This window comes from Streptomyces sp. WMMC500 (assembly GCF_027497195.1).
Classification (GTDB): Bacteria; Actinomycetota; Actinomycetes; order Streptomycetales; family Streptomycetaceae; genus Streptomyces.
The window spans coordinates 8,094,028-8,117,275 of the sequence record NZ_CP114905.1; the positions used below are offsets into that span (position 1 = coordinate 8,094,028).

At 75.4% G+C, this 23,248-nt stretch carries 18 protein-coding genes; 11 read left to right on the forward strand and 7 right to left on the reverse strand.

What is annotated here, in order from left to right:
• Position 1 precedes the first annotated feature (1 nt).
• Positions 2–1,120, reverse strand: coding sequence for an alpha/beta fold hydrolase (locus O7599_RS34880; protein WP_281619601.1), 1,119 nt, complete (start codon positions 1,118–1,120; stop codon positions 2–4).
• Between the two features lie 84 nt (positions 1,121–1,204).
• Here O7599_RS34880 and O7599_RS34885 point away from each other — a divergent pair, with 84 nt between their 5' ends.
• Complete coding sequence (locus O7599_RS34885; RefSeq protein ID WP_281619602.1) at positions 1,205–2,128, forward strand: LysR family transcriptional regulator; 924 nt, start codon at positions 1,205–1,207, stop codon at positions 2,126–2,128.
• 82 nt (positions 2,129–2,210) lie between these two features.
• Here the strand turns inward: O7599_RS34885 and O7599_RS34890 are convergent, their stop codons facing one another.
• Positions 2,211–3,464 (reverse strand): SWF or SNF family helicase, encoded by a 1,254-nt coding sequence (locus O7599_RS34890; protein ID WP_281619603.1) that lies wholly within the window; start codon positions 3,462–3,464, stop codon positions 2,211–2,213.
• Positions 3,461–6,346: a DEAD/DEAH box helicase gene (locus tag O7599_RS34895; protein ID WP_281619604.1), complete on the reverse strand. Its 2,886-nt coding sequence runs from the start codon at positions 6,344–6,346 to the stop codon at positions 3,461–3,463. Before O7599_RS34895 ends, O7599_RS34890 begins: the two co-directional genes overlap by 4 nt.
• Positions 6,347–6,587: 241 nt before the next feature.
• On the opposite strand from O7599_RS34895, the gene O7599_RS34900 reads away from it, so the two are divergent.
• The 7 genes from O7599_RS34900 (at position 6,588) to O7599_RS34930 (ending at position 13,537) form a co-directional block, all read left to right on the forward strand.
• Positions 6,588–7,640 carry an acyl-CoA desaturase gene (locus O7599_RS34900; RefSeq protein ID WP_281619605.1) on the forward strand — a complete coding sequence of 351 codons (1,053 nt, stop codon included), beginning with the start codon at positions 6,588–6,590 and terminating at the stop codon, positions 7,638–7,640.
• A 139-nt stretch (positions 7,641–7,779) separates the two neighbouring features.
• Positions 7,780–7,962 (forward strand): hypothetical protein, encoded by a 183-nt coding sequence (locus tag O7599_RS34905; RefSeq protein WP_027746601.1) that lies wholly within the window; start codon positions 7,780–7,782, stop codon positions 7,960–7,962.
• Positions 7,963–8,135: 173 nt separating this feature from the next.
• Positions 8,136–8,915 carry an MHYT domain-containing protein gene (locus O7599_RS34910; RefSeq protein ID WP_281619606.1) on the forward strand — a complete coding sequence of 260 codons (780 nt, stop codon included), beginning with the start codon at positions 8,136–8,138 and terminating at the stop codon, positions 8,913–8,915.
• A 401-nt stretch (positions 8,916–9,316) separates the two neighbouring features.
• Positions 9,317–12,064, forward strand: a complete 2,748-nt coding sequence (locus O7599_RS34915; protein ID WP_348652640.1) for an ATP-binding protein — start codon at positions 9,317–9,319, stop codon at positions 12,062–12,064.
• Positions 12,061–12,498: a roadblock/LC7 domain-containing protein gene (locus O7599_RS34920; protein ID WP_281619607.1), complete on the forward strand. Its 438-nt coding sequence runs from the start codon at positions 12,061–12,063 to the stop codon at positions 12,496–12,498. Before O7599_RS34915 ends, O7599_RS34920 begins: the two co-directional genes overlap by 4 nt.
• Positions 12,499–12,516: 18 nt before the next feature.
• Complete coding sequence (locus O7599_RS34925; protein WP_281619608.1) at positions 12,517–12,942, forward strand: DUF742 domain-containing protein; 426 nt, start codon at positions 12,517–12,519, stop codon at positions 12,940–12,942.
• Positions 12,923–13,537, forward strand: coding sequence for an ATP/GTP-binding protein (locus O7599_RS34930; protein WP_281619609.1), 615 nt, complete (start codon positions 12,923–12,925; stop codon positions 13,535–13,537). Before O7599_RS34925 ends, O7599_RS34930 begins: the two co-directional genes overlap by 20 nt.
• 25 nt (positions 13,538–13,562) lie before the next feature.
• On the opposite strand, the gene O7599_RS34935 is transcribed toward O7599_RS34930, so the two are convergent.
• Entirely contained in the window at positions 13,563–13,991 is a 429-nt protein-coding gene (locus tag O7599_RS34935; protein WP_281619610.1) for a PPOX class F420-dependent oxidoreductase, read from the reverse strand.
• A 109-nt stretch (positions 13,992–14,100) separates the two neighbouring features.
• On the opposite strand from O7599_RS34935, the gene O7599_RS34940 reads away from it, so the two are divergent.
• Positions 14,101–15,108: a DUF6397 family protein gene (locus O7599_RS34940; protein WP_281619611.1), complete on the forward strand. Its 1,008-nt coding sequence runs from the start codon at positions 14,101–14,103 to the stop codon at positions 15,106–15,108.
• Positions 15,109–15,115: 7 nt separating this feature from the next.
• Here the strand turns inward: O7599_RS34940 and O7599_RS34945 are convergent, their stop codons facing one another.
• Positions 15,116–17,644, reverse strand: coding sequence for a DEAD/DEAH box helicase (locus tag O7599_RS34945; protein WP_281619612.1), 2,529 nt, complete (start codon positions 17,642–17,644; stop codon positions 15,116–15,118).
• Between the two features lie 147 nt (positions 17,645–17,791).
• On the opposite strand from O7599_RS34945, the gene O7599_RS34950 reads away from it, so the two are divergent.
• Positions 17,792–18,586, forward strand: coding sequence for a metal-dependent hydrolase (locus tag O7599_RS34950; RefSeq protein WP_281619613.1), 795 nt, complete (start codon positions 17,792–17,794; stop codon positions 18,584–18,586).
• An 83-nt stretch (positions 18,587–18,669) separates the two neighbouring features.
• Here O7599_RS34950 and O7599_RS34955 read toward each other — a convergent pair whose 3' ends face one another.
• Together O7599_RS34955 and O7599_RS34960 are read right to left on the reverse strand one after the other, a co-directional pair.
• A complete protein-coding gene (locus tag O7599_RS34955; protein ID WP_281619614.1) occupies positions 18,670–20,451 on the reverse strand; it encodes an ABC transporter ATP-binding protein in 1,782 nt (593 codons plus the stop codon).
• Positions 20,448–22,307: an ABC transporter ATP-binding protein gene (locus O7599_RS34960; protein WP_281619615.1), complete on the reverse strand. Its 1,860-nt coding sequence runs from the start codon at positions 22,305–22,307 to the stop codon at positions 20,448–20,450. Before O7599_RS34960 ends, O7599_RS34955 begins: the two co-directional genes overlap by 4 nt.
• A 160-nt stretch (positions 22,308–22,467) precedes the next feature.
• On the opposite strand from O7599_RS34960, the gene O7599_RS34965 reads away from it, so the two are divergent.
• Entirely contained in the window at positions 22,468–23,217 is a 750-nt protein-coding gene (locus O7599_RS34965) for a L,D-transpeptidase family protein (protein ID WP_281619616.1), read from the forward strand.
• Positions 23,218–23,248: the final 31 nt, after the last annotated feature.

Genomic DNA, 23,248 nt, shown 5'->3' on the forward strand with positions numbered 1-23,248 from the left:
GTCAGCCGGCGAGGAAGTCCCGTACCTCGGCCAGCATCCGCTCGCGACCGAAGGCCGGGCGCTCCAGGTGGAGGTAGTGCGACGCGCCGGGCAGGGTGCGCACCCGGGCCTCCGCGGCGCGCGAGAGGTGCCGCCCGAGCAGCTCGGCGTCCTCGGGCCGGGACCAGAAGTCGTCCGCCCCGCGGAGCACGAGGGTCCGGGCGCGGATGAGGCCGGCGTCGTAGAACTGCCGCCCCTGCGCGAGGTAGAAGGCGTCGACCAGCGGCCCGGTCGGGTTGCGGAAGCTCTGCGGTGCGGGCGTGCCGGCCGGCGGGCCGTGGCGCAGCGCGGCCTCGCGGTACGCGGCCCGTACCGCCGGGTCGCGGCGCGCGTCGGGTGGCTCGCCGGCGGGCAGCCCGGCATCCCAGCGGGCGGTCAGCGAGTCGGCCGTGACCGCGCGCCAGCCCGGCTGGGGCAGCGGCTCGCCGGGGCGGCCGGGGTCCTCGAGCTCACCCTGCAGCGGCCAGTGGCTCGTGCCCGCGTAGAGGGTGTTGAGCACGATCAGATCGGTGATGCGGTCGGTGTGCAGCGCGGCGTACATCCCCAGCCAGTGCCCGCCGGTCGCCCAGCCGAGGGCGGCGAGCCGCGGGGAGCGGTGGCGGCGGCGGAGGAAGGCGACGGCGGTGCCGATGTCGGCGACGGCCGCGTCGGAGCGGACCTGCGGCTCGGCGCCCTCGGCCGGGGCGCGCATGCCGGGCGGCAGGTCGGAGCGGCCGAAGCCGCGCAGGTCCATGACGTAGACGGGGCGGTCGGTGGCCCGTACGAGGTCGGCGGCGAGGGAGCCGCCGGGCACGGGGAGGTCGAACGCCGAGGTGCCGTCCGGCCGGGCGCCGTGCACGAGGAGCAGCGGTGCTCCGCGGCCGGTCCGGCGGGGGGCGGTGACCTCACGGACGAAGATGCGGACGCCGTCGGCGCCGCGGGTCGTGAGGTCCCGGCGTATCAGGCCGTCGTCGTGTCCGTGGACGGCCGCGGTTCGCGTCGCGGCGCCGGTACGGCGGGAAGCGGCGGCCGCGTAGGGGGTCGCCGTGGCGGCGAGGCCGCCGGCGCCGGCGGCGGCGCCCAGGAAGTGTCGTCTCCGCATGCCGGTGACCGTAGGCACGGGTCGGTGAGACGAACAAGTTATCTGTGCTTATCAATTGATCGCCGATGCTTATAACCTGACGTCATGGAGCTGCGTCAGTTGCGATACTTCGTCGCCGTCGCCGAGGAGCTGCACTTCGGCCGGGCAGCGGGCCGGCTGGGCATCGCCCAGCCCGCGCTCTCCCAGCAGATCCGGCGGCTGGAGACCGGCCTCGGGGTGGAGCTGCTGACCCGCAACCGCCGGCGGGTCGCGCTGAGCCCGGCGGGGGCGGCGTTCCTGCCGGAGGCGCGGGAGACGGTCGCCCGCGCCGCGCACGCGGCGCGCGTGGCGCAGCGCACGGCGGCCGGCGAACTCGGGCGGCTCGCGCTGGGCTTCGTCGGCTCGGTGACGGACGAACTGCTGCCCCGCGCGATGCCGGTGATGCGGGCGCGGTACCCCGGCCTGGACGTCGCGCTGCGCGAGCTGACCAGCTCCGAGCAACTGGCCGGCCTCGCGCGCGGCGACCTGGACCTCGGCCTCCTCCGCCCGCCGTCACCCCTCCCGGCGGGTCTGCGCACCCGGCTGCTCACCCGGGAGCCGCTGGTCGCCGCGCTCCCCGCCGGCCACCGTCTCGCCGGGCTGCCCCGCCTCGGGGCCGCGGACCTGCGCGGCGAGCCCTTCGTCCTCTTCCCGCGGGCGAAGGGCGCCTGGCTGCACGACCTCATCACCGACTACTGCCGCGGCGACGGCGGCCCGCCGCCCGAGGTGGCGCAGGAGGCGGTGATGATGCAGACGATCACGGCCCTGGTGGCGGCGGGCACGGGCGTCTCCCTCGTGCCCGCCTCCCAGCGAGCCCTGGCCCGGCCGGGGGTGGCCTTCCGTCCGCTGGTGTCCGCGCCCGTGGTGGACCTGGTGGCCGCCTGGCCGCACGCCCACCCCAACCCGGCCCGCGCGGCGGCCCTGGAGGTGCTGACCGCGGTCGCGCCTGCGCCGGGGTCCGCGGCGCGGGGCCCGTGGCCGGAGAGCTGACCGTACGTCCCACGCGCCGCGGCCGTGGCGCGGGGCGGGGAACGAGCGGCGGTGCCGTGCCGCGCGCTCCCTGCCGGACGGGTCAGGCGTCCTCCAGGACCGTTGCCAGCGCCGTCGCCGGGTCCGGGGCCGGGGGGCCCGCCGGGGTCCAGGCGGTGCCCTCCTTGCGGTACGGCCACCAGCGGCCGTCCGGGCCGTAGCGGAGCTGGGCGCCGGTGCCCACCGCCGTCCAGCGGCCGCCCGCCGCGCGCAGGCGGGGGCGGCTGCCCGGTTCCCAGGCGGCGGCCAACTGGTCCGTGGCGCGGGCCAGGGCCGCCGGGTCCGGCGTCCAGTCCTCCTCCAGCACCGCGAGGCCCGCGGCCCCGCCGTGCCGCCAGGCGCGAACCGCCCGCTCCATCCCGCCCCGGTCCCGCCCGGTGCCCCGGGCCAGCCGTACGGCGATACGCGCCGCCGGCCCGCCCGCCGCCATCCGCACCGCGTCCTGTGACACCGTCAGCTCCGGCGGCGGCGGCGTACGGCCATGGTCCGGCGCCAGCGCGTCGGCCAGCAGCCGCCGGGCCCGTACCGCCGTGTCCGCGGCCAGGAACTCCAGCGCCGCCACGTCCAGCCCCGCCGCCGGCTCCGCGCCGCCGGTGAGCACCGGGGGCGTACCGGCCCCTGCGACCGGTCCCACCGCGGGCAGCGGCGGCAGCGAGCCCGCCTCCGCGTACGCCACGTCGGCCCGCACGCCCGGCGCGCCGCCGGGACCCGTGTCCTGCTCCGCCCGCGCCGCGCTGCGCTCCTGCAGGTCCGCCAGCAGCCGCGCCTCGCCCCGCCCCCGCATCAGCAGCAGCACGAACGGGTCCGCGTCCAGTAGCCGCGCGACCAGATAGCTCAGCGCCGCCGTGTGCTCGCAGTGGTCCCACTCCCCGCACCCGCACTCCGGCTGCAGGTCACCGATGCCTGGCAGCAGCGACACCCCGGCCGCCGCCGCGTCCTCGTCCAGCTCCGGCGGCATGTCCCGGTCCAGCAGCGCCGCGATGTGCCCCGCGCGGTCGGCGATGGTGTCCAGCAGCCGCTCCCAGTCGGCGTCATCGAGTTGCTGCACGAGCACGTCCGTGCGGTACGGCGTCCGGTCCGCGCCCAGCACCCGCGCCGTGATCCGCCCCGGTCGCACCGCGACGGCGCCCACCGCGCCCGCGCGCGCGTGCTTGCGCCCGCGGCGCAGCAGCGTGGCGTCCAGCACCGTGTCCTCCAGCGCCTGCTGCCAGGCCCGCCCCCACCACGTACGGGCGAACCCGCGGCCCTGGCTCGGCGGCAGCGCCTCGAAGGTCAGCTCCTCCTGCTCCGTCATCACTCGCCCCCTCGCGGCCCGGCCAGCCGGACCAGCTCCGCCAGTTCACGGTCGGACAGTTCGGTGATCGCCGCCTCGCCGCCGCCGAGGACGGAGTCCGCGAGGCCCTGCTTGTGCTGGAGCATCTGCGCGATACGGTCCTCGATGGTGCCCTCGGCGACCAGCCGGTGGACCTGCACGGGCTGCGTCTGCCCGATGCGGTACGCGCGGTCGGTGGCCTGTGCCTCGACGGCGGGGTTCCACCAGCGGTCGTAGTGCACGACGTGGCCGGCGCGGGTGAGGTTGAGGCCGGTGCCCGCGGCCTTCAGCGAGAGCAGGAAGACCGGCGGGGCCTCGTCCGGAGGGCAGTCCTGGAAGCGCCGTACCAGCTCGTCGCGCTCCGCCACCGGCGTTCCGCCGTGGAGCAGTTGGACGGGTACGCCGCGGGCGGCGAGGTGGGTCCGCAGCAGCCGGGCCATCTGCACGTACTGGGTGAAGACCAGCGCGCCGCCGCCTTCGGCGAGGATCACGTCCAGCAGCTCGTCGAGGAGTTCGAGCTTCCCCGAGCGCCCGGAGATGCGCGGGTCGTCCTCCTTGAGGTACTGCGCGGGGTGGTTGCAGATCTGCTTCAGGGCGGTCATCAGCTTCAGGATCAGCCCGCGTCTGGCCATGGCGTCCGCCTCGGCGATCGCCGCCAGCGTCTCGCGCACCACCGCCTCGTAGAGCCCGGCCTGTTCGGGCGTGAGGGCCACGGCCCGGTCGGTCTCGGTCTTGCGCGGCAGCTCCGGCGCGATGCCCGGGTCGGACTTGCGGCGGCGCAGCAGGAAGGGGCGGACGAGCCGGGCCAGCCGCTCGGCGGCGTCGGCGTCCGCACCCGACTCGGCCGCGTCGGCGTAGCGCGTACGGAACCGGCGCAGCGGGCCGAGCAGCCCCGGAGTCGTCCAGTCGAGGATCGCCCACAGCTCGGAGAGGTTGTTCTCCACCGGCGTGCCGGTCAGCGCGACCCGCGCCCGGGAGGGGATGGTGCGCAGCGCCCTGGCGGTCGCCGAGAACGGGTTCTTCACGTGCTGGGCCTCGTCGGCGACGACCAGGGACCAGCCGGCCTCGGCGAGACGCTCGGCGTCGAGCCGCATCGTCCCGTACGTCGTGAGGACGAACTCGCCGCCCGCCAGGGCGTCCAGCGAACGCCCGCCGCCGTGGAAGCGGCGCACGGGCGTGCCGGGGGCGAAGCGCTCGATCTCCCGCTGCCAGTTGCCCAGCAGCGAGGCCGGGCAGACCACCAGCGTGGGGCCCGCGGTCTCGTCCCGCTCCTGCCGGTCGAGGTGCAGGGAGATGAGCGTGACGGTCTTGCCCAGGCCCATGTCGTCCGCGAGGCAGGCGCCGAGGCCGAGCGAGGTCATCCGGCGCAGCCAGCCGAGCCCGCGCAACTGGTAGTCGCGCAGGGTCGCCGCGAGGGCCGCGGGCGGGGCGGTCGGCTCGGTCTGCCGCTCGGGGTCCGCGATGCGCTTGCGCAGCGTGTCGAGCCAGCCGCTCGCGGCGACCTCGACGTGCCCGCCGGGCACGGCCGGGTCGTCGATCTGGCCGGTGAGCGCGGCGCCGAGGGCGTCGACGGGGGTGAGGTCGGCGTCCTTGCGGTCCAGCGCGCGGCGTACGGACTCGGGGTCGACCAGCACCCAGCGGTCGCGCAGCCGCACCACCGGGCGGGCGGCCTCGGCGAGCCGGTCCAGCTCGGCGCGGGTCAGCTCCACGTCGCCGACCGCGTAGCGCCAGCCGAACGCGACGAGCGCGTCGGCGGACAGGTAGGAGGGGCCGGGGTGCCGGCCGTCCGGGTCGTCGGCGGGGCCGACGACGGCGCGGGCGGTGAGGTGGCGGGTCAGGTCGCGGGGCCAGTGGATCTCGACGCCGGCCGCGGCCAGGTCGCGGGCCCCCGGGCCGAGGAGCGCGGCCAGGTCCTCGTCGCCGAGGTCGACGGCGTCGGGCACGGCGGCGGAGAGCAGCGGGGCGAGGGCGTCCCAGGCGTGGGCGGCGCGGCGGAGCGTGAGCAGGGCCTGCATGCGGGCGCCGGGGCCGAAGTGCGCCGCCGTGCCGGCCCAGACGTCGGCGGCGTCGGCGAGGAGGGTGGGGTCGGCGGTGCCGTGCAGTTGGACGACGGCGCGGAAGGCCGGGCGGGCGCCGGTGGTGTCCATGTCGATGCGCAGGGAGACGCGTACGCCCGCGTCGTGTCCGGCGGCGACGTCGTCGGCCCAGGCGCGCTGCTCGGGGACGTGGCGCGGCTCGGGCGCGGCGAAGGCCCGGCCGCCGGCGGCGAGCACGGCGGCGGGGGAGCGGGGCAGGCCGTCGGCGACGGCGTCCAGGAAGGCGCGCAGCAGGTGCCCGGGCTCGGGGAGGAGAAGCGGTGCACCCGGTGGGCCGTCCGCCGGCTGCGGCGCCGCGTGCGCCTCCGGCGGCATCGCCGCCGCCAGCTCCCGCAGGTCCCGTACGTCGTCCTCGCCCAGCGGGCCGCAGCGCCAGGCGTCGTACGCGCCCTCGCTCAGCCCCGGCAGCAGCTTGCCGCGGGCGGCGAGGCGCAGCGCCAGCAGTGCGGCGGTGCCCCAGAACACCGCGGCCGGGTGCACGCCGTCCGCGCCGGCGGCGTGCGCCGCCCGGGCGCGGGTGAGCACGGGCACCGCGTCCGCGGCGGACAGCAGCAGCGCCGGCACCTCGCGGGCGCCGCCGCCGGGGACGGCGACGGTCAGCTCGGCGCGGGTGCCGCGGGCATGGTCGGGCGGGCCGGCGGGGTGGGTGGCGGGGCCGGTGGCGGGGTCGTAAGCCTGGTCCGGGAGCCAGAAGGCCATCCGGCCCGTGCGAGCGGGGTCGGCGGAGAGGAAAAGGGCGGCGCAGCGGGAGAGCGGGGGAAGGGCGGTCACGTACGGACGCACTCCTCAAGTTTGACTACCGGGCGGTCGAGGGTACCCCAGGCGCCGCCGCGCCGGACGTCGCCGAGGAGTGATCAACTTCACTTTTCCGTGTGCGGGGTGGCGGGGGGTGTATCTGGCACTACCTTGTGCCGGGTGGATTGCACCCGGGCGTTCCGGGTGCTGACGTCACCGCGCCGCGCTGTCCGGTTCCGTAGCGTCGAGGTCCTCGCACCGAGAGACCGGAGGCGCCATGCCGCAGGCCGCTGTCACGCCGACCGCCAACAGGTCGGCCACCGCCAGGAGTTCGGAGTTCACGCCGCTGCTGCGGGAGGTGAAGGCCGCCGGGCTGCTGCGCCGGCGCCGCGGCTGGTACGGGTTCAGCATCGCGGTCACGCTGCTGTCGCTGGCCGCCACCGGCGTCGCGATCCACGCCCTCGGCAACACCTGGTGGACCCTCTTCCTCGCGGTCCCCGCCGCGGTCTTCACCACCCGTGCCGCCTTCATCGGCCACGACTCCGGCCACGCGCAGATAGCCGGCACCCGCCGGGTCAACCGCGCGTTGGGGCTCTTCCACGGCAACCTGCTGATCGGCATGAGCTACCACTGGTGGACGGACAAGCACAACCGCCACCACGCCAACCCCAACCACGTCGACAAGGACCCGGACGTCGGCGTCGGCGCGCTCGTCTGGACCCAGCGCCAGGCCGCCCAGCGCGAGGGCTTCGCCCGCTGGCTCACCCGCAACCAGGCGGCCCTGTTCTTTCCGATGCTGCTCCTGGAGGGCATCGCGCTGAAGGTGTCGAGCTGGCAGGACCTGCGCCGGCAGGACGGGCGCGAGCGCCGGCTCGAAGCGCTGCTCCTCGGCGCCCACGTGATCGGCTACGCCGCCCTGCTGCTGACCGCCATGTCGCCCGGCAAGGCGGTGGTCTTCGCGCTGGTGCAGCACGCGGTCTTCGGCCTGCACCTGGGGATGTGCTTCGCGCCCAACCACAAGGGCATGGAGATGCCCGAGACCGGCGACGACGACTGGGGCCACCTGCGCCGCCAGGTGCTCACCTCCCGCAACGTGCGCGGCGGGACCGTCACCGACTGGCTCATGGGCGGCCTGAACTACCAGATCGAGCACCACCTCTTCCCGAACATGCCCCGCCCCCACCTGCGCCGCGTCCAGCCGCTGGTGCGCGCGCACTGCGCGGCGCTCGGGCTGCCGTACGCGCAGACCAGTGCCGTCGACTCGTACCGGCTGGCACTGGCGCACATGCACGAGGTCGGCGAGCCGCTGCGCACCCCCGCCGCCCCGTAAACGGCGCCCGTCCCGTAATGGGCCCCTCATCCACATGTATGACGCCCTTCTGCCCGGGTCATGGGATAAAGGAACCGGGGGAGCGGCGCGGCCGTTCCCCAGTCGAGGGCGGTGTGCCGCCGCTGTAGGAGGCAGGAAGATGTCGAACCGAGGGAAAGTCGCGGCCGGCGGGGTGGCGGTCGGCTTGCTGCTGTGGTGGTTGACCTCGTTCTGGATCGCCGTGCTGGTGATCGTCGGTGTGCCGGTGGCCGCCTATCTGGCGCTCGACCCCGGGCAGCGCCGCAGGCTCAAGAGGGTGACCCGCAAGGAACTCGGCCGCTGATCTCGCGCCCCCGCGGAGGCACGCGACCGCGAGGCATGTGCCAGAACAAATTTGCCAGGGATGTGCCTCTTTAGGCTCGGCCTGATCGGTCGAGGGCATGACTCTGTCAAATTCAGTCAGGTTTGGCATGCGCCCCGGTCGTGCGCCCCCGACCGGACTAGCGTCCCTGAAACATGGGACACCTCGACCACGCAGCCTACGGGTGGCTGACACCCGTCCTCTCGTACGCGATGGCGTGCTTCGGCGCCGCGCTCGGGCTGCGCTGCACCGTCCAGGCGCTGGCGGCCCTCACCGCCCGCTCCCGGCGCAACTGGCTGCTCGCCGCCGCGTCCGCCATCGGGACCGGCATCTGGACGATGCACTTCATCGCCATGCTGGGCTTCACCGTCGGCGGCACCGAGATCCGCTACGACATCCCCCGCACCGTCCTCAGCCTCCTCGTCGCCATGGCCGTCGCCGGAGCCGGCGCCTTCGCCCTCGGCTACGGCCGCGCCCGGGGCCCCGCGATGCTGGTCGCCGGACTCGCCACCGGGCTCGGCGTGGCCGCCATGCACTACATCGGGCTGTCCGCCGTACGCCTGCACGGCTCGATCGGCTACGACCTCCCGGCCGTGGCCCTCTCCGTCCTGATCGCGGTCGCCACCGCCACCGCGGGGCTGTGGACGGCGCTCAACGTCCGCTCCTCGCTCGCCGTGGGCCTCGCCTCCCTGGTCATGGGGGCAGCGGTCACCAGCATGCACTACACCGGGATGGCCGCCGTGACCGTGACCGTCACGCCCTCTCCCGAGGCCCTCGCCGGAGCCACCGCCTCGCAGTTCGTCTTCCCGCTGACCGTGGGACTCGGCGCGTACCTCTTCCTCACCTCGGCGTTCGTCGCGCTCACGCCGACCGCCGCGGAACGCGCCGCCACCGTCTCCGCCCAGCGCCCGACCCGAGCGCCCGGCGCGGTCTAGCAGGCCGCGCCGCGTCCGCACACCGGCCGGACGGACCCCGCGGAGCGGGCCGGTCCCCGCAAACCCGATACGAGGTGGCCATGCGAACCCCGGACAGCAACCCGCCGAGCGGCTCGTCCGGCACGCCGTCCGGAACCCCGGCCGCGCGGCCCGCGGAGGGCGGGGCGGGCGGGGCGCCGCCGGTGCCGGCGCCGGTGCGCGGCCGGCGGGCGCACGCGGGGCCGCCGGCCGACGAAACCGGGGCGGAGCCGAGCGCCTGGGAGCGCACGTACCTGCCGGGCGGCCCGGGCACGGGGAGCGCCGGCGACGCGGCGGGGCCGGGAGGTTTGGATGAGGGGAGTGCACTGAAGACGCCGGCGTCCGGACACCGCGGGCGGCGCCGGCCGCTCGGGCCCCGTACCGTGCGCGCCAGGGTCATCTGCCTGCTGACCGTCCCGGTCGTCTCCCTGATCGCGCTGTGGGGCTACGCCACCGTCGGCACCGCCCAGGACGTCGCCCGGCTGCGTCAGGTCGAGCAGGTCGAGACCCGGGTGCGGCAGCCGCTCGCCGCCGCCGTCGCGGCGCTCCAGGACGAGCGGCGCGCCGCGGCCGGCTATCTCGCCGCCCCCGGCGGCGACCTCCGCGGCGCCTACGGCGCGGCGGCCGACCGCACGGACCGGGCCGTCGACCGGCTGCGGCTCGACGGCGGCCACACCGTGGCCGAGGGCGCGGGCCTGCCCGGGGACGTCACCCGGCGGCTCGACCGCTTCGTCGCCGGTACGGAGTCACTGGGCCGGCTGCGTACCGGGGTGGAGGCGCGTACGACGGGCTGGTCGCGGGCGTACGCCGCGTACACCCGGGCCGTCGACCGCGCCTTCGGCGTCTCCGGCGCGCTGACCGGCATCCAGGGCGCGGAGGCGGCGTCCGAGGCCCGGGTGCTGCGGGAGTTCGGCAGGGCCGGCGAGATGCTCGCCCGCGAGGACGCGCTGCTGGCCGCCGGCCGGTCCCCCGGGGTCCTCGGCGCCGCGCACCACCGCGCCTTCGCCGAAGCCGCGTCCGCCCGAGCCGTGCTGGAGCAGGGCTCGGCCGCCGATCTCGGCGGCGCTGAGGCGGAGGTCTGGCGGCGGGCCCGCGAGAGCGAGGCGTACCGCACGCTCGGCGAGTTGGAGAAGGCCGTCACCGCCGCGGACTCCGGCACCGCCGCCGTCGCCGCCGCCCCCGCGCGGGCGTGGGAGGGTCCGTACGAGGACGTGGCCGGCGCCTTCCGCGACGTGGCACGGGAGCACGCCGCGGACGCCGGCCGCACCGACCCCTTCGTCGACGGCATGCTCACCCCCTCCGGCGCGGCGGCGGTCCTCGGCCTCGCCGCCGTGGGCGCGGCGCTCCTCATCTCGGTGCGGATAGGGCGCGGACTGATCGTCGAACTCGTCGGCCTGCGCAACACCGCGCTCGAACTCGCCCGCCGCAAGCTGCCCCACGCGATGCGCAGGCTGCGCGCCGGACAGGAGATCGACATCGCCGGCGAGGCCCCCGCGGGCGACCCGGGCGACGACGAGATCACGCAGGTCGGCGAGGCGCTGACCACCGTGCACCGGGCGGCGCTGCGCGCCGCCGTCGAGCGGGCCGAGCTGGCGAACGGCATCTCCGGGGTGTTCGTCAACCTCGCCCGCCGCAGCCAGGTGCTCGTCCACCGCCAGCTCGCTCTGCTGGACAGCATGGAGCGGCGCGCCGAGGACCCCGAGGAACTGGACGACCTCTTCCGGCTCGACCACCTCACGACCCGCATGCGCCGGCACGCCGAGAGCCTGATCATCCTCTCGGGGGCGGCTCCCGGCCGCGCCTGGCGGATGCCGGTGCCGCTGCAGAGCGTCGTGCGGGCGGCGGTCTCGGAGGTGGAGGACTACGCGCGCGTCGAGGTGCGGGCGCTGTCGGACGTGGCGGTGACGGGCGCGGCGGTGGCCGACCTGACGCATCTGCTCGCGGAACTGGTGGAGAACGCCGCGCAGTTCTCGCCGCCGCACACCAAGGTGCGGGTGTACGGCGAGCAGGTCGGCAACGGCTACGCGATCGAGGTCGAGGACCGCGGTCTGGGCATGGGCAAGGAGGCGCTCGGCGCGGCGAACCGGCGGATCCGGCAGTCGGAGGCGCTGGACCTTTTCGACAGCGACCGGCTGGGGCTGTTCGTCGTCAGCCGGCTTGCGGCGCGGCACGGAATCCAGGTCAGTCTGCGGCGTTCGGCGTACGGGGGGACGACGGTGGTGGTGCTGCTGCCCACCGCGCTGCTGCAGGCGGCGGTGGAGGGGGCGGTGGATCCGGGGACCCGGACGCGGGGCGGGGCGGCGCGGCCGGTCCCCGGCGGGCCGGTCCCGGGGCTGCCGGGCGGTTCGGGGGCGACGGGGCTGCCGGGGGCGACGGCGCGGCGCGGGGGCGGTGCCGGGGCGCACGGCTCGGAGAACGGGGTGCGGGGCGCGGAGAACGGGCTGCCGGAGCGGCGGGCCGGGCGGGCGTTGCCGGGGCCGTGGAGCACGGGGCCGGGGCCCGCAGAGCCGGCGGCCGGGCCGGCGGGGGAGCGGCCGGTGCTGGCGTCGCGGGAGGACGTGGTCCTGTTGCGGGCCCGGCTCGGTGTGGATCCGGCGGACGGGACGGATGGTGGTGGTACGGCCGGTGGTACGGCGGACGGAGTGGACGGCGGCGCAGGGCCCGGGGACGGCGCGGGGGTGGCCGCGGGCGAGGCGGCGGCGGACCACGGACCCGGCGGCGGATCCGGGACGTACGCCGGGCGCGCCGGGCAGGCGGCTGCCGCCGTCCAGTCGCCGGGGGACGTCACCGAGCTGCCCAGGCGCGTACGACAGGCGAGCATGGCGCCGCAGTTGCGGCTGGAGCCGGACCCGAACGGCGGTGCGGCCGCCCGGGACGACGCGGACTCCGCGGCGGGCACCGGCACGGGGGACGGGGACGCCGGATCGCACGGGAAGCCCGGCGCCGCGGGCACACCCGTACCGCGGGAGCGCACGCCCGAAGAGGCGCGCGCACGCATGGCCGCGTACCGCAGCGGCTGGTTACGCGGCGGCGGCCTTCCCGCGGGCCGCCCGTACGACGGCGAACCGGGCGACGGGCGCCGGGAGTCGGACGAGACCGCGCACACGTCGAGGGAAGGAGATCGCCCATGATCGAGCCGGACACCGTGCACACGCAGAGATCCGGAGGGCTCGGCTGGCTGCTGGACGACCTCGTCGGGCGCGTCGCCGACGTGCGCCACGCCGTGGTGCTCTCCGGCGACGGGCTCGCGGTCGGCAACTCCAGAACCCTCTCCCGCGAGGACGCCGAGCACCTGGCGGCGGTCGCGTCCGGCTTCCACAGCCTCGCCAAGGGCGCGGGGCGGCACTTCCGCGCCGGGGGCGTACGGCAGACGATGGTCGAGATGGACGACGGCTTCCTCTTCGTGGCCGCGGCCGGGGACGGCTCCTGTCTTGCCGTTCTCAGCGCGGCGACCGCGGACATGGGCCTCGTCGCCTACGAGATGGCCCGCCTGGTCACACGGGTGGGCGAACATCTATACACCGCTCCGCGTACAGCCGCAGCGAAGCCGCGGAATCCGGGCTGAGCACGGCGGTGACACGTTATGACTGAAGATATGAGTGGCACCCCTCCGCATCACGGCAGTCACTGGTACGACGCCGAGGCCGGCCCGCTGGTCCGCCCGTACGCGATGACCGGCGGCCGGACCCGGCCGGTGACGACCACGGTGCGGTTCGACCTCATCGCGCTGATCGACCTGGAGGAGGAGGCGCTCGAGGCCGTGCCGGCGGGGAAGGAGGCCGAGACGTTCGGGCCCGAGCACCGGGCGCTCATCGACCTCTGCCGGATCGAGACCCAGTCCGTCGCCGAGCTGGCGGCGGAGACCGATCTGCCGGTGGGGGTGGTACGGGTGCTCCTCGGCGACCTGGTCGAACTCGGCTGCGTACGGGTCAGCAGGCCCGTACCGCCCGCGCAGCTTCCCGACGAGAAGATCCTGAGAGAAGTGATCGATGGACTCCGCGCCCTCTGACCGCAGGGTCGACGACGCGCTGGCGCTGAAGATCCTCATCGCCGGCGGCTTCGGGGTGGGCAAGACCACCCTGGTCGGCTCCGTCAGCGAGATCCGTCCGCTGCGCACGGAAGAGCAGTTGAGCGAGGTCGGCACCGCCGTCGACGACACGGGCGGCGTGGACGAGAAGACCACGACCACGGTGGCGATGGACTTCGGCAGGATCACGATCCGCGCCGGGCTCGCGGTCTATCTGTTCGGCACGCCCGGCCAGGACCGCTTCTGGTTTCTCTGGGACGAGCTGGCCACCGGCGCGCTGGGCGCGGTGGTGCTGGCCGACACGCGCAGACTGCAGGACTGCTTCCCGGCGGTCGACTACTTCGAGCATCGCAGCATCCCGTTCATCGTCGCCGTGAACTGCTTTCCCGAGTCGCGCAGTTACGGCGCCCACGAGGTCGCCCGTGCCCTCGACCTCGACCAGGGCACTCCCGTCGTGCTGTGCGACGCCCGCGACCGCGACTCCGGGAAGGAGGTGCTGATCAGGCTCGTCGAGTACGCCGGGCGCGTGCACTCCGCCCGGCTGCTCGACACGGTGGGCACGGAGCCGGTGGGGTGAGCGCGGCCCGGCGGGGCGGCGGGCGTCACTCGGCGACGCGTGCCTCGGAGACCACCGTGTCGATGCCGACGCGGACGAGGAGTTCGCCGGGGACGGCGTTGCGTACGCCGAAGGCCTCGGCGCTTTGCCGGTCCACGTAGCGGGCGGCGATGACCGTGGCCCAGCGGCGCATCTCGTCCAGGTCCTCGCTGAGCCGGGCGCGGCCGGAGAGCACGGCGAACGAGTACGGCATGCGCTCGTCGTCGACGCAGAGGGCGGCGCGGCCGTCGCGCGCGAGGTTGCGGGCCTTGACGCTGTTCGCGCCGGTGGTGATGACGACGTCGTCGCCGTCGAGCACGAACCAGACGGGGGCCACGTGAGGGCTGCCGTCGGCGCGGACGGTGGCCAGCTTGCCGGTGCGGGTGCCTGCGGAGACGAAGGTGCGCCACTCTTCGTCGGTCATCTTCTCGCCCATGGGAGCACGTTATCCACAGGGGGACGCGGACCGGAGGGCGACGCGCTAGGCTCGTCACTGAGAGTAATCGAGATGGCGCTTTTCGAGCGACACGACGGGGGAGATGGTCATGGCGGTACGGACCGGTGCGGGGACGGGTGCGCGGGCGGCGGGGGACGCGGAGGAGCCGGCGGAGCCGCTGCCGTTCGGCCGGGCGGCGAAGGAGCTGGGCCTGCTGCCGCGGGAGTTGGAGCTGGCCGTGCAGCTCGGGCTGGTGCTGACGGAGCCGCCGCGGCGGGCCGGCGGGCGGCGCCGGGTGGCGCGGGCCGAGGTGGCGCGGCTGCGAGCCGGCGACAGCGCGGGCGGCCCGGGCGGCCCGGGCGGCACAACGGGTGGTGCCGGGGGCGCCGGTGCGTGCGCCGTGACGGCTGCGCTGCGTGAGCGGCTGCGGCTGGTGGGGACGGTGGCGGGCGCGGAGGAGCTGGGCATCTCGGCCGGCCGGTTCACGCGGCTGGCGCGGGCGGGATGCTTCGCCCCCGCGCGGTTCTACGTGAACCGGTATCGCGTCGTGGTCTGGCTGTATCTCGCGACGGAGGTGGAGCGGTTCGGGGAGCGGGAGCCGGGGCTGCTGCGCGGACCGCTGCCGCCGGCGATGCGGGCGGAGCTGGCGGACGGCGCGGACGCCCGCGCCCGCGGCTGGCGGCAGCGGCGGGTGGAGCAGTTGCTCGCGGAGCGCGTGGACCCGTGGGAGCGGGCGGGCGCGTACGCGGCGGTGCTGAGCGACGCGGAGCTGGCGGAGGAGGTGCCCGACGCCGGCGAGCGGGCGCGGATCGTCGAGCACCGGGCGGAGCTGGTCGTCCCGGTGCCCGGGGGCAGCGAGACGGCCCGCCGGGTGGCGGAGGACGTGCTGCTGGCGGAGTCCGACGCGGAGGCGCTGGGCTTCCGGCTGGGCCTGGCGGTGGAACTGCAGGCGGCCCGTGCCGAGCGCCCGGTCCCGCAGGCGGCTCCGCTCCGGGCCCCGGCGGCGCCCCCGGGCGGCGCCCCGCCGGCGCGGCCGGGGGGCGGGAACCGGCCACGGCGCGGCAGCCTCACCTGGCTCCGCCGCGGTCGGCGGCGCCGCACGGGGCTGCCGCGCTGACGGCGGGTCAGCCCGCCGCCCGGCTCAGCGGGCCGACGTCGGTGACGCGCAGGACGGCGCGGCCCTCGGCGTCGGAGGCGGTCAGGTCCACCTCCGCGGAGATGCCCCAGTCGTGGTCGTCCTCGGGGTCGGCGAAGGTCTGGCGGACGCGCCACAGCGCGTGCTGCGGGTCCTCCTCGATCCGCAGCAGCCGCGGCCCGCGGGCGTCCGGTCCGGTGCCGATGTCCTCGTACTCCTCCCAGTAGGCGTCCAGCGCCTCGCCCCAGCGCTCCGCGTCCCAGCCGGACTCCTCGTCCAGCGCGCCCAGCTCGTCCGCGTCGTCGAGCGCCGCCAGCTCCACCCGGCGGAACAGCGCGTTGCGGACGAGGACCCGGAAGGCGCGCGCGTTGGCCGTGACCGGACGCACCTGGTCGGCGTGCTCCATGGCCTGCTCGGCGGTCTCCTCCGCCGGGTTGGCCAGTTGCTCCCACTCGTCCAGCAGGCTGGAGTCGACCTGGCGGACCATCTCGCCGAGCCAGGCGACGATGTCCTCGAAGTCCTCGGACTTCCGCTCGTCCGGCACCGTGTGGTCCAGCGCCTTGTACGCGCCGGCCAGGTAGCGCAGCACGATGCCCTCGGTGCGGGCCAGTTCGTAGAAGGAGACGAACTCGCCGAAGGCCATGGCCCGTTCGTACATGTCACGGATGACCGACTTGGGGGAGAGGGGGTGGTCGCCGACCCAGGGGTGGCTCTTGCGGTACAGGCCGTAGGCGTGGGAGAGCAGTTCCTCCAGGGGCTTGGGGTAGCCGACGTCCATCAGCCGTTCCATCCGCTCCTCGTACTCGACGCCGTCCGCCTTCATCTGGGCGACCGCCTCGCCGCGCGCCTTGTTCTGCTGGGCGGCGAGGATCTGCCGGGGGTCGTCGAGGGTGGACTCCACGACGGAGACCATGTCGAGCGCGTAGGAGGGGGACTCGGGGTCGAGGAGGTCGAAGGCGGCCAGCGCGAAGGTCGACAGCGGCTGCTGGAGGGCGAAGTCCTGCTGCAGGTCGACGGTCAGGCGCACGATGCGGCCCTGCGCGTCCGGCTCGTCGAGCTGCTCCACCACGCCGCCGTCGAGGAGGGAGCGGTAGATGGCGATGGCGCGGCGGATGTGGCGGAGCTGCTTCCTGCGCGGCTCGTGGTTGTCCTCCAGCAGCCGGCGCATGGCGGTGAAGGCGTTGCCCGGCCGGGCGATGACCGACAGCAGCATGGCGTGGGTGACGCGGAAGCGGGAGGTGAGCGGTTCGGGATCGGCGGCGATGAGCTTCTCGAAGGTGTTCTGCGACCAGTTGACGAAGCCCTCCGGCGGCTTCTTGCGCACCACCTTGCGGCGCTTCTTCGGATCGTCGCCGGCCTTGGCGAGCGCCTTCTCGTTCTCCACCACGTGCTCGGGCGCCTGCGCCACCACGAGCCCGGAGGTGTCGAAGCCGGCCCGCCCGGCGCGCCCGGCGATCTGGTGGAACTCGCGGGCCCGCAGGGTGCGCACCCGGCTGCCGTCGTACTTGGTCAGCGCGGTGAACAGCACCGTGCGGATGGGCACGTTGACGCCGACGCCGAGGGTGTCGGTGCCGCAGATGACCTTCAGCAGCCCGGCCTGCGCCAGCTTCTCCACCAGCCGCCGGTACTTCGGCAGCATCCCGGCGTGGTGGACGCCGATGCCGTGGCGGACGTAGCGGGAGAGCTGCTTGCCGAACCGGGTGGTGAAGCGGAAGTTGCCGATGAGGGCGGCGATCTCGTCCTTCTCGGCGCGGCTGCACATGTTGATGCTCATCAGCGCCTGCGCCCGCTCCACCGCCTGCGCCTGGGTGAAGTGCACGATGTACACCGGCGCCTGCCGGGTCTCCAGCAGCTCCGTCAGCGTCTCGGTGAGCGGGGTGGTGCGGTACTCGTACGACAGCGGGACCGGCCGGGTCGCCGAGCGGACCACCGCGGTGGCGCGGCCGGTACGCCGGGTCAGGTCCTCCTCGAAGCGGGAGACGTCGCCGAGCGTCGCCGACATCAGCACGAACTGCGCCTGCGGCAGCTCCAGCAGCGGGATCTGCCAGGCCCAGCCGCGGTCCGGCTCGGCGTAGAAGTGGAACTCGTCCATCACCACCTGGCCGACATCGGCGTCCCTGCCGTCGCGCAGCGCGATGGACGCCAGCACCTCCGCGGTGCAGCAGATGACGGGTGCGTCGGCGTTGACGGAGGCGTCGCCGGTGAGCATGCCGACGTTCTCCGTGCCGAAGACCTTGCACAGGTCGAAGAACTTCTCCGACACCAGCGCCTTGATCGGCGCGGTGTAGAACGAGACCTGGTCCCGGGCCAGGGCCGCGAAGTGGGCGCCCGCCGCGACCAGCGACTTTCCGGATCCGGTGGGGGTGGACAGGATCACGTTCGAGCCGGAGACGACCTCGATCAGAGCTTCTTCCTGCGCCGGATAGAGGGAGATGCCCCGCTCCTCGGTCCAGGAGGAGAACGCCTCGAAGAGGTCGTCGGGGTCGGCGGTGGGCGGCATCTGATCGATAAGGGTCACCCGTCCATACTGCCCTCAGCCGACCCCGAAGTGTGAACCCCCGGGATGTGTGAAGATCACCCACGCTAGGCTGTGCCGCCGACGGGCGGCGGCGGTGGGGCCAACGGCCGTGCACCACACGGGCGGACGAGGGACGGGGGAGCGTTCATGATGGGTCCAGCGCACTCGCTTTCGGGGGCGGCGGCGTGGCTGGGGGTGGGCGCGGCGGCCACCGCGGCGGGGCACGGGATGCCCTGGCCCGTCCTCGTCGTCGGCGCCCTCATCTGCGCCGGCGCCGCGCTCGCGCCGGACCTCGACCACAGGTCCGCGACGATCTCCCGCGCCTTCGGCCCGCTGTCCCGCATCCTCTGCGGGATCATCGACAAGCTCTCCTACGCCGTCTACAAGGCGACGAAGAAGCGCGGCGACCCGCGCCGCACCGGAGGCCATCGCACCCTGACGCACACCTGGCTGTGGGCCGTGGCGATCGGCGCCGGCTTCTCCGCCCTCGCGGTCCTCGGCGGCCGGTGGGCGGTCCTCGGCATCCTCTTCGTCCACATGGTGCTGGCCGTCGAGGGGCTGCTGTGGCGGGCCGCCCGGGTCTCCAGCGACGTGCTCGTGTGGCTGCTCGGCGCCTCCAGCGCCTGGATCCTGGCCGGCATCCTCGACGAGCCGGGCAACGGCGCCGGCTGGCTGTTCACCGAGCCCGGCCAGGAGTACCTGTGGCTGGGCCTGCCCATCGTCCTCGGCGCACTCGTGCACGACATCGGTGACGCCCTCACCGTCTCCGGCTGCCCGATCCTGTGGCCGATCCCGGTGGGCGGCAAGCGCTGGTACCCGCTCGGCCCGCCGCGCTTCATGCGCTTCCGCGCCGGAAGCTGGATCGAGCTGAAGATACTGATGCCGGCCTTCATGCTGGCCGGCACCGCCGGCGGCCTCACCGCGATGGGCGTCATCGGCTGACGCCCCGGCCGGGGGGCACGGAAAACTTCCCGTCCGGTGCGCGTGCGAGGGTGCGGGCGGGCGCCGCCCGCACGCCGGTGCGGTCAGCCGTGCCAGGAGCGCCACAGCGCGGCGTACGCACCGTTCGCCGCGACCAGTTCGTCGTGGCTGCCCAGTTCGCTGATGCGGCCGTCCTCGACCACCGCGATCACGTCCGCGTCGTGCGCGGTGTGCAGCCGGTGGGCGATGGCCACGACCGTGCGCCCGTCCAGCACCTTCGCCAGCGACCGCTCCAGGTGCCGCGCCGCCCGCGGGTCGAGCAGCGACGTCGCCTCGTCGAGGACCAGCGTGTGCGGGTCGGCCAGCACCAGCCGGGCCAGCGCGATCTGCTGCGCCTGCGCGGGGGTGAGCGCCGCGCCGCCCGAGCCGACCTCCGTGTCCAGGCCGTCGTCCAGCGCCCGGGCCCACTCACCCGCGTCGACCGCGCCCAGCGCCGCCCACAGCTCCGCGTCGCCCGCCCCGGTGCGTGCCAGGCGCAGGTTGTCGCGCAGCGAGCCGACGAACACGTGGTGCTCCTGGTTGACCAGCGCCACGTGCTCGCGTACCCGCTCCGCCGGCATCCGCGCCAGCTCCGCGCCGCCGAGCCGTATCTCGCCGCGCCGCGGCGAGTAGATCCCGGCGAGCAGCCGCCCCAGCGTCGACTTGCCCGCGCCCGAGGGGCCGACCAGCGCCAGCCGGCTGCCCGGCCGCAGCCGGAGCGAGACGCCGTGCAGCACGTCCGCTCCGGCGCGGTAGCCGAAGCGGACCTCGTCGGCGTGCACCTCCCGGCCGCCCGGCCGTACGGCCGCGTCGCCGGGCTCCGCCTCGATGTCCCGTACGCCCACCAGCCGGGCCAGCGACACCTGGGCCACCTGCAGCTCGTCGTACCAGCGCAGGATCATGCCCACCGGCTCCGTGAGCATCTGCGCCAGCAGCGCGCCCGTGGTCAGCTCGCCGACGCTCATCCAGTCCTGGAAGACGAACGCGCCCCCGATCAGCAGCACCGAGCCGAGGACCACGATGTGCGTGGCGTTGAAGACGGGGAAGAACATGCAGCGCAGGTAGAGCGTGTAACGCTCCCACGCCACCCACTCCTTGACCCGCTGGTCCGACAGCGCGACCCGGCGCGCGCCCAGCCGGTGCGCCTCCACCGTCCGCCCGGCGTCCACCGTCTCGGAGAGCGCCGCGGCCACCGCCGCGTACCCCGCGGCCTCCGAGCGGTACGCGCTCGGCGCCCGCTTGAAGTACCAGCGGCAGCCCGCGAGCAGCACCGGCGCGGCCAGCACCACCGCCACCGCCAGCGGCGGCGCCATCACCACCATGCCGCCGAGCACCAGGGCGACCCACACCACCGCGATGGTGAGCTGCGGCACGGCCTCGCGCATCGCGTTCGCCAGCCGGTCGATGTCCGTGGTGATGCGGGACAGCAGATCGCCGGTCCCGGCCCGCTCCAGCACGCCCGGGGGCAGGCCCACGGACCGGACGAGGAAGTCCTCGCGCAGGTCCGCCAGCATCCGCTCGCCCAGCATCGCGCCGCGCAGCCGCACCAGCCGGACGAAGACCGCCTGGAGCGCGAGCGCGACCGAGAACAGCACCACCGCCCGCGTCAGATGGAGGTCCCGGGCGCCCGCGGACAGGTCCTCGACCAGGCCGCCGAGGAGGTACGGGCCGGTCATCGAGGCGCCGACGGCGACCGCGTTCACGGCGACCAGCAGCAGGAACGCCGCCCGGTGCCGGCGCAGCAGCTCCGCCACGTAGCCGCGCACGGTCGCCGGCGCGCCCACCGGCAGGGTGGTCGCGGTGCGCGGGGCGGCCGGGTCGTACGCCGGCGGTCGCACGCCGATCATGCGGTCTCCTCCATCATCTGCGGCAGGCCGCCGTCGTCGCGTACGGCGTCGCCGTCCCGTACGCGGTCGGCCGCCTGCTTCTCGTCGTCCGTCTCCCTGGTGACCACGGCGCGGTACGTGACGTCGCCGTGCAGCAGCTCACGGTGCGGGCCCTCGGCGGCCACCGCGCCGTCCTGCACGAACACCACCGTGTCGGCCCGGTCCAGCAGCAGCGGGCTGGAGGTGAACACCACCGTCGTGCGGCCCGCGCGGATCTCCCGCAGGCTCTCGGCGACACGCGCCTCGGTGTGCGAGTCGACCGCCGAGGTCGGCTCGTCGAGCACGAGCACCTCCGGGTCGGCCACCAGCGAGCGCGCCAGCGCCAGCCGCTGGCGCTGGCCGCCGGAGAGCGACCGGCCGCGCTCGGTGATCGGCGCGCCCATCGGCGCCCCGTCGCCGTCCGGCACCTCCGCCGCCGCCTGGGCCAGCGCGGTCAGCACGTCGCCGCACTGGGCGGCGGCCAGCGCCGCGGCGGGCTTGACGGAGCCGGACGCCGGTACGTCCAGCAGGTCGGCCAGCGTCCCGGACAGCAGCATCGGGTCCTTGTCCTGCACCAGCACCGCCGCCCGCGCCCCCGCCAGCGGCACGCCGTCCAGCTCCACGCCGCCCAGCCGGACCGACGGCAGCCCGCCCGGCTCCGCCGGGTGCCCGCCGAGCCGGTCGGCGAGCCGCCCCGCGGCGTCGGGGTCTCCGCACACCACGGCGGTCAGCCGCCCCGCCCCGGCGCGCAGCCCGGTCGCCGGGTCGTACAGCTCGCCGCCGAGCACGCCCCGGCCGGCGGTGTCGCGGTTGTCGCCGGTGCTGCCGTCGCCGCCCGTGGTGGTGCGGGCGAGCCCGAGCACGCGGGCGGCCCGCTTGGCGGACGGCCGGGAGAAGGAGTACGCCATGGCCAGTTCGGCGAAGTGGTGCATCGGGAAGAGCAGGAACGTCACGGCCCCGTAGACCGTCACCAGCTCGCCGACCGTGATCGCCCCGCTGCGGGCGAGGCCCACCCCGTGCGCGACGACGACCACCAGCAGCACCCCCGGCAGCGCCACCTGCACGGCGTGGATCAGCGCCCACATCCGCGCGCTGCGCACCGCGGCGGTCCGCACCTTCTGCGACGCCTCCCGGTAGCGGTCGAGGAACAGCTCCTCGCCGCCGATGCCGCGCAGCACCCGCAGCCCCGCGACGGTGTCGGCGGCCAGCTCGGTCGCGCGGCCGGCCTTGGCCCGCTGGTCGTCGGCGCGGCGGGTGGCGTACGGCAGCAGCGGCAGCGGCGCGAGCGCCAGCACGGGCAGCGCGAGGGCGACGACGACGCCCAGCTCCGGCGCGTAGACGACGAGGCCCACGGCGACGGCGAGCGCGGTGACGAGCGCGGCGGTGAACCGCGAGAACGACTCGACGAACCAGCCGATCTTCTCCACGTCGCCCGTGCTCACCGCGACCACCTCGCCGGCCGCCACCCGCCGGGTGAGCACCGAGCCCAGCTCGGCCGCCTTGCGGGCCAGCAACTGCTGGACCCGCGAGGCGGCCGTGATCCAGTTGGTCACCGCCGCGCGGTGCAGCATGCTGTCGCCGAGCGCGACGAGCACGCCGAGGACGATCAGCAGCGCGCCGGCGCCCGCCAGCCGCCCGCCGTCGCGGTCCACGACCGCCTGCACGGCCATGCCCACGGCCAGCGGCATCGCCCCCAGGGGCAGCATCCACACCAGGCCCCACAACAGCGCGGCGACCTGCCCGCCGAGCTGCATGCGGCCGAGCCAGACGAGGAAGTGGCGGCCGGATCGGACGTCGGGTTCACCGGGGTCCGTGTGCGGCAGGTCGCGCAACTGCATGGCATCCCAAACAGGTCGTCTCGGGTGGGGGGTGAGCCGTGCAAGGCTGGCGGTTTACGGACCGGTTTTCAACCGGTTTTCCCCCGTGGCGCGCCTTTGCGGCCACGGGGCGCGGGGCCCGCCCGGCGGAGCGCGGGACGCGGCGTGTGACGATGGGCGTATGCGTGCGTACGGGACGAGCGGGCGGCTGCCGCGCCGGACGGCCGCCGCGGCGGTGGGACTGCTTCTGCTGGCGGGCTGCGGCGGTGCCGGCGACGGCGGCGGTGACCCGGGCGGTCCGGGCAAGGGCACGGACACCGGCGGCGCGAGCGCGTCCCCCGCCACCGCGCCCGGCGACATCCCCGGCGTCGGGCCCCGGTTGAACGGGCAGGTGCCCGAGGACTCCCGCCAGGCCGTCGCCGTCTACGGCAAGGGCCCCGACTCCGCCGACGCCACCGTCGTGCTCTACGAGAAGCGCGGCGGGAACTGGCAGCGGCAGGAGAGCTGGCCCGCGCACAACGGCAAGAAGGGCTGGACCCCGAACCACCGCGAGGGCGACAAGCGCAGCCCCGTCGGGGTGTTCACGCTCTCCGACGCCGGCGGCGTCCTCGCCGACCCGGGCGCGAAGCTGCCGTACCTGGAGAGCCCGGCCTTCGCCGCGCCCCACTACTGGCCGAAGACGCACTGGAACGACTTCGACCTCGTCATCGCCATCGACTACAACCGCGTACGGGGCACCTCGCCGCTCGACCCCACCCGGCCGCGCGGGCAGGAGAAGGGCGGCTCGATCTGGTTCCACATGGACCACGGCAGCGGCACGTCCGGCTGCGTCAGCATCTCCAAGGCGGGCATGACGAAGCTGCTGACGACGCTGGACCCGAAGAAGGACCCGGTCGCCGTGATGGGCGACCGGGCCTCCCTGGCCGGTTAGCGGCGCACACGCCGATCAGCCGTCAGCCGTC